Below are 10,650 nucleotides of genomic sequence, written 5' to 3' on the forward strand. Positions count from 1 at the left end.
CTCAAGCTCCCGCCGCCGACCCCGCAGATGGCCGACGCCCTCAATCCGTTCAACGCCAACCCGTTCGATGGCGTGAGCAAGATCGACGCGGTGAAGTTCCCCGTGAAGGACGCTGTCAGCGTAACCGATCTGAAGAACCTCATCGAAGGCTGGTGGCTGACCAGGAAGGAGTTCAACGAGCAGTCTGACGCGCTGCTCTCCAAGATCGCCATCTGGCGTGGCAATGAGCGGCTGAGCAGCCTGCAGGACTACCGGGGGCGCGTGCACTTCCGCTTTCCGGGCGAAGCCGTGGAAGGCGTGGCCGGCTTCGGCGCCTATGGCAAGAACGGCGCCGTGAACGCATTGGTGCTCTCCCACGACATCGCACTCAGCAACGGGGTATACCTCATCACGCAGTCGCTGACCAACCACTTCGGCGTGGAGTCGACGCCGCTCACCACCGAGGTGGTGGACGACCTCTGGACGGGAGATGGCTCGGGGCCAGCCACGATCTCCCTTCAAGACACCGTGCTCATCGTGTACGGCGACCTCGACATGCGCGGCCTGACCGGCGACAACAGCACCTTGTATGTCACGGGCAACCTGTTCCTGAACGGCGGCAAGCTCGAGTCTGGCGAGAAGGGCATGCTCGTGATGGCCAGCAACGTGGTCATCGAGGCGGAGGGTGACTTCCGGGGCGTCATCGCATCGAAGGGAAACATCACCCTCAAGCCCCTCAAGAACTCCGCGCGCCTCAAGATCCGTGGCGGGCTGCTGGCCGAGGGATACGAAGGGGCCGACGCCATTGCCGACTCGACCGGTGCCCTGCGCATCAAGTCCGGCGCGCCCATCACCGTCAGCAACACCACCTTGACCTACGACCGCGCCTACACCAAATCGCTGAACCGCCTAGGCACGACCCGCGTGCTGATCCACCGAGAGGTTCTCTGACCCGCGTGCCCGACCAGAAGGCTCGACGACACCGCGCGTTCCACCTGCTCTTGCTCGTGGCCATGGCTTGCGCTGGCGCGCTGGGCGCGGTCTGCTCCGCCCCTCTGCGGGTCCCCCCCCTCACCGTCAACAGCAACGAGACGGAAGCGAACTGGGTGGGCGTTCGCCCGACCGGCACCTCATCACCGTGGATACAGGTGGCGAGCAGAACACCGGCAAGCATCACGCTCCCGCTCGCTGATCACGATGCCGCACCCGCGGCACAGTACGACATCCGGGTCGAGAGCCGAGGATGGCTCCTGCGATACGGGGCCACGCGAGAAGGCTACCGGCCGGGGTTCGATCTCGACCACATCGACTTCCACCTGCGATATGAAGGCCTCAACCCCCTAGCCATCGCCGCCGCCGCGGCGCTCTTTCTCATTCCCACCGCTGGCTGGCTGGTGACCCGGCAGCGCAAGCGTCGCGTTGAACTCGCGCTGAAGCGCGTCGAGCGCGAGAAAGAGGTCATGGCCACGACGAAGGTCAGCGACCGCGCACTTCCACAGATGCTGGGGCGAACGCTGACCACGACCCACGGGCGACGCTTCGAGGTGCTGCGCCTGGTGGGCAATGGCAGCATGGGCGCGGTCTTCGAAGCCGTGTCGCACGACCGCACTGACGAGAAGACCGAGTCCTGGGCCATCAAGATCCCGTTCCGCGAGGCGGTGGTGCGCTCCGACACCCATCGACGCTTCCTGCGAGAAGCCGAGATCTGCACCGGGCTTCGTCACGCCGGTCTGGTGCATGTGCTCGACTGGGGAACCCTTGTCCTCGATGATGACCCCGAGGTGAAGCAGTGGCCGTTTCTCGTCATGGAGATGATGGGCGGCACGACCCTGGGCGACGTTCTCGACAGAGAAGGGGCGCAGGGGCTTCCCCTCGACCGTGTGATCGCCTGGTCGCGAGAGATCGCCCTTGCGCTGCAGCAGATGCACACGCAGTCGATCGTTCACCGCGACCTGAAACCCGACAACATCTTCGTGACCCCGACCGGCCATCTCAAGATCGGTGACTTCGGCCTGTCCGGACACGTCGACCGTCACTCGGTGACGGCCTCCGGCGAGACCTTCGGCACCCCGCTCTACATGTCTCCGGAGCACCTCGAGGCGCAGAGCATGACCCAGGCCAGCGACATCTACTCGCTCGGCGTGATCACCTACGAGATGGCCTGTGGAAACCCCCCATTCGTGGCAGACACCGCCATCGCGGTGCTCAACCGGATGCTCACCGAGAAAGCCGTTCCGCTTGCGAAGAAGCGAAGCGACATCCCACCCGAGCTCAACGAGCTGGTGAGCGACATGACCGAGCGCAGCCCGGAGAAGCGCCCCGCGATGGAGGAGATCCTCGCCCGCCTGTCTCGCGCCGCGAGAAACGAGCCGCCATCGCATCCTGACGTCGCTGCACGAGAGACCTCGGGGCCCCACGAATGAAGACGTCTGCCAGCCCCACCTCGCCGGTCAGCGTCACCGCCGCCCGCCCCTCGCGGGCCGAGCTTGCGGCCCTGTTCTCGAACCTGGGCACCATGCTGGCAGCAGGTCTGCCTCTCGCTCGAAGCCTTGACGCCCTTGCCCAGCAGGGCGCCACACCCGCCATCCAGCAGACGTGCGCGACGCTTCTCACCACCGTCGAGCGAGGCAAGAGCCTGTCTGCGGCGGTGCAGCAGAATCGACTGGTCTTCAGCACCATGCATTCGCGCACCATCGAAGCGGGTGAGCGTACCGGACGCCTTCCACAGGTTCTCACGCAGCTGGGGGCTTGGGAAGACCGTGACCTCGCCTTGATCCGGACGGTCTCGGGCAGCCTCACCTATCCGCTCACGGTCTTCGTCTGTGGCGTCGCTCTCGTGGCCATTCTGGGAGACCGCGTGTTCGCCACCCTGACCCCCATGCTGCGGGCCAGCGGCAAGACGCTGCCCCTGCTCACCCAGGCGCTCTGCTCGATGAGCGATCTTCTCCGCCAGCCCCTGGCGCTGGCGCTGCTGGCCCTGGGCGGAGGGGCCACCGTCTGGATGCTGCTGCGCTGGGCGCGCACCGAGCAGGGCCGATACAAGGTCGACCGCGGCCGCGCCAACGTGCCCGTCTTCGGCGCACTGTCGCGCAAGCTCTTCATCGCGCGGTTCTGCCATCACCTCAGCCTGCTCTACGCTGCCGGGATCCCCATGCTGTCAGCGCTCGAGACCTGCCTGGGCATGATCGACAACACGTGGCTGCGCGGTGAGGCCGAGGGGTGCATGCGACGGCTGAGGAACGGAGCCACCCTGACACAGAGCCTGGCCGAGACGGGCCTGCTCCCCCGCCTGGCCCTTGGCATGGTCGAGGTTGGCGAGCAGACGGGGAAGATGGACGTGATGCTCGACAAGATGGCCGAGATCTACGACCAGGAGGTCTATCTCGCCATCGACACCATGATCCAGGTGCTCGAGCCCGCCCTCATCACGGGCATGGGCGTGGTCGTGGCCGTTCTGGTCATCGCCGTGCTGCTGCCGCTGTATCAGGTGGTAGGAGCGTAGACGAGACGCCTACCACCCTTTTGACAGCGCGTGGACCACGTCGACCACGCCGCCGAACATCCCCAATCCGCTCACGTGACCCGCAAAGACATGCGCGGCCATCTCGGCCACCTTGCCCGGGCACGTCGGGTGCAGCGCGTGAAAGGCCTCGTGGGCCAATATGACATCGCGCACCGTGGCCGCATCGACCCCGCTGCCGCAGGTCTCGAAAGCGCGCGCGACCGTGGTGAGCGGACCCTCGTAGATGGTCACGCGCGGCGGTTCGAGATCGAGGTGGGCACGCACCGTGGCGGTACCGAAGGTCGAGGGAAAGGTCGACGTGGCGACGGCCACGCCACGCGACACAAGCCACGGCTGAACGGGCTTCGCGCCGAGGGCGGCCGCGGCCGGCTCGGCCACCGCGCGCGCGGCAGCGAGTCGCTCCGGATCGAAGGTGCGCTGGTAGAGCTCGAGCCAGGTGGCCACGAGCGCTTCCTCGCCCCCCCCGCGGAGCGCAGACCACGCCTCGTGCGCGGGCATGGCGCGCAGGCGCGAGATGCGCCGCTGCTTGAAGGCCATCAGGCGTGGGCCTTCACCAGGAAGAACACCTTCTCGGCACCGATGAGCGACGTGAGATCGGCCCGCGCCATGGCCATCATCTGGTCGGCTGACTGCAGCGCGGAGAGATCGATGACCTTTCGGCCGGCCACCACCTGCACGGCCGGGACCTGGGCGCCTGCGTCGCCGTAAGAGGTATGTTGGGAGATGACCCCCTCGAGCGCCTTCAGCGCTTCCGCGCCGCTGGCCACCGACACCCGCCCCTCCGGGACCTGGAGCTTGATGCTGCCGCGCCCATCGGTGACCCACGCGGTGGTGCGACGCGAGGTGATGAGCCCGAACAGCTTCTTCTGCTCGCGCACGCTCTCGTACACGTGCAGGAAGTCTGTGGCGCCCAGCGGCTTGACGGCGACGTCGGCGCCCGCCGACTCGCGCACGGCCGCCATGCGCCCCTCGTCGCCCACATCCTGCGAGAGCACGTCTCGGGCCGAGAACTCCACCGAGCCTGTCGCGGTGGCGCGCACCACCTTCTTCTGACCATCGACCTCGACCAGCACCTCCACCGTCGACGGATCGGCCCCCATGGCCACCACCCGCCTCTCAACCTCGGCGCGCAGGGCAGCCAGATCTTCTTGCGTGGGGTCGAGCATGTTGCGCTCGATGGTCTCCTTGACCATGGCCAGCGCCGCACCGATGGCCGAGATGACCTCGGCGCGCGGCGCGATCTCGAAGGGCAGCTTCATCACCTGGGCGAGCCACGCCACGATGGCGGCCGCACCGCCGCCTCCGCCCACGAGCTTCACGGCGCGATCGCCCATCTCATACTCCTTGAGCAGGGTCTCGACCGTGGGCCGCACCTTCGCGGCGGCGCAGTCGAGCATCTGCCGCGCCAGTGCGTCAGCGGTGGTGCTGAGGAAGGCCGCGGCGGCCTCGAATGCGGGCCTTGCGTTCGCTGCGTCGGCGCGGGCGTAGTCGCCCTCGGGCACGGCGCCGACGAGGTTGGCCGCGTCGGTGGTGGTGAGACCGACCCGAGCGCCATGCGCGTCTTCGATGACAAGATAGGGCGGGTCTCCCGCGATAGGCGACACCTCAGACACCTTCAATGCCCCTTGCAGCGGCGTGAACGACGCGTACCCCACCCCAGCCAGGTGCGCGCTGCGCGGACCCACGTCGATGCCCGTGCCATCTCGTCGCAGCAGGCTTCCTCCCGCGATGCCGAGGGTGCGGCTGTCGAGGGTCTTGAGGTAGGTCGGATGTCCGCCCAGCACCGCCGACTTGATGGCGGCGCGCCCGTTCTTGATGAGACAGATGTCGGTGCTGGTGCCTCCCACCTCGAGGAAGACCGCATCGCTGGCGCGCAGGTACATGAGCGCTGCGGCGATGCCCGCGGCGGGGCCGCTCAGCAGGGTGAGCACGGGGCGCTTGCGCACCTCGTCGAGCGACATGACGCCACCGTCGCTGCGCATGACCATGAGCGGCGCCTTCACGTCGAGCTTCTTGATGCTCGCATCGGTCATGAGCGCGGTCTCGATCATCTTGGGAAGGATCGACGCATTGAGCACGGCCGTGCGCGTGCGCACCCGCAGCCCGTAGAGGCCGGACATCTCGTGGGTGCCACAGGCTGGCAGTCCCGCCTGGGCCGCCATCTCCATGACCGCCACCTCACCGCGAGGGTCATCGACGCTGAAGGCCTCTGCCGCCACCACCGCCGTGACTCCTTCATCGGCCATGCGCCGCAGGCCGCCCTTGATGGCCTCGGTGGCACCATCATCGCGTGGATTCACGAAATCGAGACGGCTGTCGAGGTGCTTTCCGGGCGCGAGCTCGATGGGGCCGAGGTTCATGTCGGCCTTGGCCTTGATGGCCTCGACGCCGCTGCCCAGCCCCATGACACCCACCTTTGCCACGTCGCCCTCGAGCAGGGCGTTGGTGGCCTGCGTGGTGCTGTGCGCCAGCAGCACCACCCGTCGATCGGGGCCCGCCTCATCGCGAAGCTTGCGGAACGCCTCGACGATGCCCCGCGCCACCCCCTCCTGCGCGCGATGCGTGGTGGGCGTGACCACGTGGGCCACGACCTGCAGCGTCTCGTTGTCGACGGCCACTGCGTGGGTGAAGGTTCCCCCCACGTCGATGCCCACGCGAATGGGGCCCGCCGCCCCGCGCTGGTCGCTCTGCGTTTCGCTCATCCCATCACCTTCCCGTAGACCACCGCGTACACGAGGGCGATCAGCACGAACCCCCACACGAATGGCAGCGTCTTCTTCATCAGCTCCTCGGTCGACGTGTGGGTGAACTGGGCGATCCACACGTTGGCGGTGTTGGTCGGATCACACACCCCCTGCACCTGTCCCACCCCGAGGAACGCGGCCATGACCGCGGCCGCCGGCAGCAGGTGGTTCGACAGCACCAGGGCTGCAAATCCTGCGCCCAGGCCGATGAAGTTGAGCGGCCCGCGATACAGGGCGAGGGGCGCGAGCAGGGTGAAGAAGGCCACGAAGCCGAACGGCGTGCCCGGGATCACCGCGCTGATGAACGGCGCCATGACCGCGCTTGTGGTCGGATCCATCATGGCGTTGAGCACCATGCCGATTCCGATGAAGAGACCGATGACGGGCGACATGTCCTTTAGCCCTTCGAGGATGCAGGCCGTGAGATTGGAGATGACGCGCGCGGGCTCGGTGGTGAGCAGCCCGTACAAGATGCCCGCGAGGAACGCGGGGATGATGGGCCAGTGCAGCCCCATGATGAGGCCGATGGGCACGAGGGGGGTGAGCAGCGCCGGCGCGGGGACCTGCGGCCCGCTCGATCCCAGATCGAGGGCCCAGGCGAGGCGACGCGACTCCGCGCGCGACTCGAGGAGCATGAAGACCGCGGCCGTGAGCGCGAGCAAGGTGCCGTAGGCGACCGAGAACTGGCGCACCGTCGCCAGATCGAGCTTGAGCACGTCGATGTACGTGCCCATGTTGGCGAAGTTGAAGCACCCGCCGATGCTGATGCCGAAGAGCATGAGACAGGCGGCGAAGCGCGGGCTCAACCCGGCCCCGATGAGGATGGGCAGGGCCAGCGACCCCACCATGATGACGGCCCCCAGCCCGGTCAGCGACATGAACACGAGCGACACGGCGCAGGTCATCACGAAGGCCAGCGCCATCTTGTGATCGCCTGCGTACTCGGCTGCCACACGAACGATGCGCTGGGCGATGCCCTGGCGCATGACCACCTGCGACAGCACCGCGCCGAAGACGGCGAACATCATCGCTCCGGCCAGGCGCGACGATCCCTCGGTGAGGATGGTCTGGAAGATGAAGTCGCGCACGTTGGGTGGGGCCTTGCCCCCTTCGATGGCCACCGCGGTCAGCGGAAGGCCGCCCGCAAACGCGGCGATGAGGCCGATGGCCACCGCCATGACGGGCAGCGCGAGCAGCGCGGGCATCTTGCGGGCCATCATCAGTCCGGCCAGCACGAGAAAGACGAGAACGATCAGCGAACCGTACAGCATGTTGGAATATTATTCAAGAACGCGTCCATACCTGCCCGTCCGGCCACGATCCGGCAAGCCGATGCGGGGAGCGCGTGTTAACATTGTGAACGAGATGTTGCAGAAGCATTGCCGATTCTTTGCCGAGTTAACAATTTGTTTACACCTGCGCAACATCTTGTTCACATCCCCCCCCTACGATGACACTGTGGGGTGAGGTAGGCTGACAGTTCCAGGCAGGCTGCAGCCCACGTCACCCCACAACTGTGAGAAACAAGGCCCCAAAGACTTGCCCGACATCCCAGCAGAGAAGGCCGTCGATGACACCGCAGCGACGCCGTCTGAAACGGAACGGAGCCAGACCCAGGTGACCCCCTCTCTCCCCCAGCAGAACCGCAGAGTCGTGAGGTTGCGCTGCAACTATCCCGTGACCTGCTCCATGCTCGGCAAGCGATTCACGTCGCAGGTCGTCGACATGGGCCTCGAGGGGTTGCGGCTCGAGGTTCCGCTGCGCGTCGAGCGCGGCCAGCTCATCGCGCTGCGATACGAGGGTCCCACCACCTGCTATGACTACGACACCGTACAGGCGCGCATCGTCTGGGCCCGCCCCCATCCAAGCGGGAACGGGACCCTGGCGGGCGTGGCCTATGTCAATCCTCCCGCCTATCTCGAGCGTTCATGGATACGGCATCTGCTTCGTGTCTTCGATCTCGACAAGCTGAGCGTGCACGACCGTCGGCGCGACGTGCGCCTGCCCATCTCTCTGCAGGCCACGGTCGACTCGCGCAACGTGGTGGAGCAGGCCTGGGTGCGCGACCTCGGCCTCGGCGGCGCGCTGGTCGAGTGTGGCCGTGAGCTCGAGGTCGGCACGCACGTCACCATCTTCCTGGTCTCCGCCGAGGGAGAGCACGTCTCGTTCGAAGCCACTGTGGTGCGCACCGTGCGAGGTTCGACCAGCAGCGTGTGGATGTCCGGCCTGCAGTTCACCGGCCCCGCCGACGAGTGCCGAGAGCATCTCGGCCGCGTGCTGCGCGCCCGCGCGTTCGAGACCTGACCGCAACAGCCGAGGCGGCGCGCAGGGAAGCGACGCAGCAGCGCGAAAAACAAGGTCTGCGCGACGCCGCCCCCCCGCTTCGCGCTTCACATCACTTGCAGGCAGGTGATTTCCATGGACAGCTTGCCCTACGTCGCGCGATGCGCTGCAAAGGGGGCCCTCATCGGTGCCCCTCTCCTCGCCCTCACCGGTTTTGTGAGCGGCATCGTCCTCATGGCCTGGTTCCAGATGCCCGTCCCTCCCCTCATCACGTTTGAAGCGGGCCTCGTGGTCGGCACCGTGCTTGGAGGCCTGGTCGGCCTCATCGTGGGCTACCGCATCTCACGATGCGTCCTGTACACGCTCGTCTTGATCGGCGGCGCCCTCGCCCTGAGCAGCCTGCTCGGAGCCCGCCTCGACCTCGGGCTCCTCGAGCGTCTCGCCCTGGTCGGAATCATCGTGGGTGCGAACTGGGGGCTGGTCTCCGGCCAGCGGCCACCGGGAGAGGAACCCATCCATCACGCGACCCCACAGGGGTAGAGGAGTCTGGTCATGTTCATCAAGCAGTACTATCTGGGCTGTCTCTCTCACGCATCGTACATGATCGGAGACGAGGAGACCCGCAGCGCCATCGTCGTCGATCCGCAGCGCGATGTCGACACCTACATCCGCGACGCCGAAGCCAAGGGGCTCACCATCCGAGACGTTGTGCTCACCCATTTCCACGCCGACTTCGTGGCCGGCCACCTCGAGCTGCAGAAGCGCACGGGCGCCAACATCGTGCTCGGGGCAAAGGCGGAGGCGGCCTATCCGTTCGTGCCCAAGCGCGAGGGCGACACCATCGAGTACGGCAGCGCGCGCATCCAGGTGCTCGAAACCCCAGGACACACGCCGGAGAGCATCTCGCTGGTGGCGTACGACACGAAGAGCGACCCCGCTCGACCCCAGGCCGTGCTCACGGGAGACGCGCTGTTCGTGGGCGACGTGGGCCGCCCCGACCTTATGGTGAGCAGCGGCCACAGCGCCAGCGAGCTGGCCGGAGCGCTCTACGACTCCCTGCACGACAAGCTGCTGCGGCTTCCCGATGACACCGTGGTCTACCCAGCCCACGGCCCCGGATCGCTCTGCGGAAGCGGCCACACATCAGACACGAAATCCACCATCGGTCACGAGCGCGAGAGCAACTTCGCCCTCCAGCCCATGTCGAAGGAGCAATTCGTCGACACCCTGACCCGAGACCTCACCGAGGCGCCGGCCTACTTCGCGCGCGACGCCGTTCTCAACAAGGCCCAGCACGCCACGCTCGAAGACGAGCTGACGCGGGAGACCCAGCCGCTCTCGGTCGATGAGACCGTGCTGCTGAAGAACCAGGGCGCGCAGGTGCTCGACGTGCGCCCCCCCGACGACTTCGCCGCGGGCCATCTCAACGGAAGCGTGAACGTCGGTCTCGACGGCCGTTTCGCCAGCTGGGCAGGCATCCTTCTCGACGCGACACGCCCCATCGTCGTGGTGGCATCGCCAGGTCGCGAGGAAGAGGCCATCTTGCGACTGGGCCGCGTGGGCTTCGATCAGGTGAAGGGCTACGTCGACGGGGGCCAGACCGCCATCGCCACGCGCCCGGAGCTGGTGGGCACCACCCCCCGCGCCACCGCCGCTGAGGTCGCCCATCGGCTGGAGAGCGCCGAACCGCCCTTCGTGCTCGACGTGCGCACGCCGGACGAGTGGAACACAGCGCACATCGAAGGAAGCGTGAACATCCCGCTGTCTGAGCTGGCAAAGCGCCAGGGCGAGATCCCGCACGACCGCCCGATCATCGTGCACTGCCAGAGCGGCTACCGCTCATCGATGGCCATGAGCCTCCTCGAGCAGCAAGGGGGAGACCTGACGGAGATGACCGGGGGGATCGCCGCCTGGCTGCAGGCGGGGCTGCCCACCGTTCACACAGCAGCAGCACGCTGACCGAAGGCGAGTGCCCCGCGACCGAGACGCGAGGGACCGCCGCGCGTCAGCGCGAACTTGACGTGCATGCAGTGCCCTTTCTGTCAAGGTGAGATCAGTGACAGCGCCATTCGCTGCCGTCACTGCATGAAGAGCCTCATGCCGTCGTCGTACGGCAGCGCT

General features: G+C 66.9%; 9 protein-coding genes. 6 read left to right on the plus strand and 3 right to left on the minus strand.

Annotated features, from left to right (window positions below; all coding sequences use genetic code 11):
• From EB084_11420 to EB084_11430, 3 genes are all read left to right on the plus strand, one after another.
• Positions 1-930: hypothetical protein (locus EB084_11420; GenBank protein NDD28864.1), on the plus strand; the 930-nt coding region annotated here is incomplete at its 5' end.
• Positions 931-935: 5 nt separating this feature from the next.
• Positions 936-2,402 (plus strand): serine/threonine protein kinase, encoded by a 1,467-nt coding sequence (locus tag EB084_11425; protein NDD28865.1) that lies wholly within the window; start codon positions 936-938, stop codon positions 2,400-2,402.
• On the plus strand, positions 2,399-3,481 hold the full coding sequence (locus tag EB084_11430; protein ID NDD28866.1) for a type II secretion system F family protein: 1,083 nt from the start codon (positions 2,399-2,401) through the stop codon (positions 3,479-3,481). The genes EB084_11425 and EB084_11430 overlap by 4 nt, the downstream gene beginning before the upstream one ends.
• Positions 3,482-3,490: 9 nt before the next feature.
• On the opposite strand, the gene EB084_11435 is transcribed toward EB084_11430, so the two are convergent.
• From EB084_11435 to EB084_11445, 3 genes are read right to left on the minus strand one after another with little or no spacing between them, the layout of a single operon-like run.
• Positions 3,491-4,039, minus strand: coding sequence for a hypothetical protein (locus tag EB084_11435; protein ID NDD28867.1), 549 nt, complete (start codon positions 4,037-4,039; stop codon positions 3,491-3,493).
• A complete protein-coding gene (locus tag EB084_11440; protein ID NDD28868.1) occupies positions 4,039-6,204 on the minus strand; it encodes a hydantoinase/oxoprolinase family protein in 2,166 nt (721 codons plus the stop codon). The genes EB084_11435 and EB084_11440 overlap by 1 nt, the downstream gene beginning before the upstream one ends.
• Entirely contained in the window at positions 6,201-7,517 is a 1,317-nt protein-coding gene (locus EB084_11445; GenBank protein NDD28869.1) for a transporter, read from the minus strand. The genes EB084_11440 and EB084_11445 overlap by 4 nt, the downstream gene beginning before the upstream one ends.
• Positions 7,518-7,785: 268 nt before the next feature.
• Between EB084_11445 and EB084_11450 the strand changes: the two genes are divergently transcribed.
• The 3 genes from EB084_11450 (at position 7,786) to EB084_11460 (ending at position 10,488) form a co-directional block, all read left to right on the plus strand.
• Complete coding sequence (locus tag EB084_11450; GenBank protein NDD28870.1) at positions 7,786-8,550, plus strand: PilZ domain-containing protein; 765 nt, start codon at positions 7,786-7,788, stop codon at positions 8,548-8,550.
• A gap of 114 nt (positions 8,551-8,664) precedes the next feature.
• On the plus strand, positions 8,665-9,069 hold the full coding sequence (locus tag EB084_11455; protein ID NDD28871.1) for a hypothetical protein: 405 nt from the start codon (positions 8,665-8,667) through the stop codon (positions 9,067-9,069).
• Between the two features lie 12 nt (positions 9,070-9,081).
• Positions 9,082-10,488: an MBL fold metallo-hydrolase gene (locus EB084_11460; GenBank protein NDD28872.1), complete on the plus strand. Its 1,407-nt coding sequence runs from the start codon at positions 9,082-9,084 to the stop codon at positions 10,486-10,488.
• Positions 10,489-10,650 lie beyond the last annotated feature (162 nt).

This window comes from Pseudomonadota bacterium (assembly GCA_010028905.1).
Classification (GTDB): Bacteria; Vulcanimicrobiota; Xenobia; order RGZZ01; family RGZZ01; genus RGZZ01.

Excerpts from the sequence above, each read along its gene's own strand:
- EB084_11430 (NDD28866.1), top strand. The coding sequence starts at position 2,399 with ATGAAGACGTCTGCCAGCCCCACCTCGCCGGTCAGCGTCACCGCCGCC.
- EB084_11435 (NDD28867.1), bottom strand. The coding sequence starts at position 4,039 with ATGGCCTTCAAGCAGCGGCGCATCTCGCGCCTGCGCGCCATGCCCGCG.
- EB084_11440 (NDD28868.1), bottom strand. The coding sequence starts at position 6,204 with ATGAGCGAAACGCAGAGCGACCAGCGCGGGGCGGCGGGCCCCATTCGC.
- EB084_11445 (NDD28869.1), bottom strand. The coding sequence starts at position 7,517 with ATGCTGTACGGTTCGCTGATCGTTCTCGTCTTTCTCGTGCTGGCCGGA.
- EB084_11455 (NDD28871.1), top strand. The coding sequence starts at position 8,665 with ATGGACAGCTTGCCCTACGTCGCGCGATGCGCTGCAAAGGGGGCCCTC.
- EB084_11460 (NDD28872.1), top strand. The coding sequence starts at position 9,082 with ATGTTCATCAAGCAGTACTATCTGGGCTGTCTCTCTCACGCATCGTAC.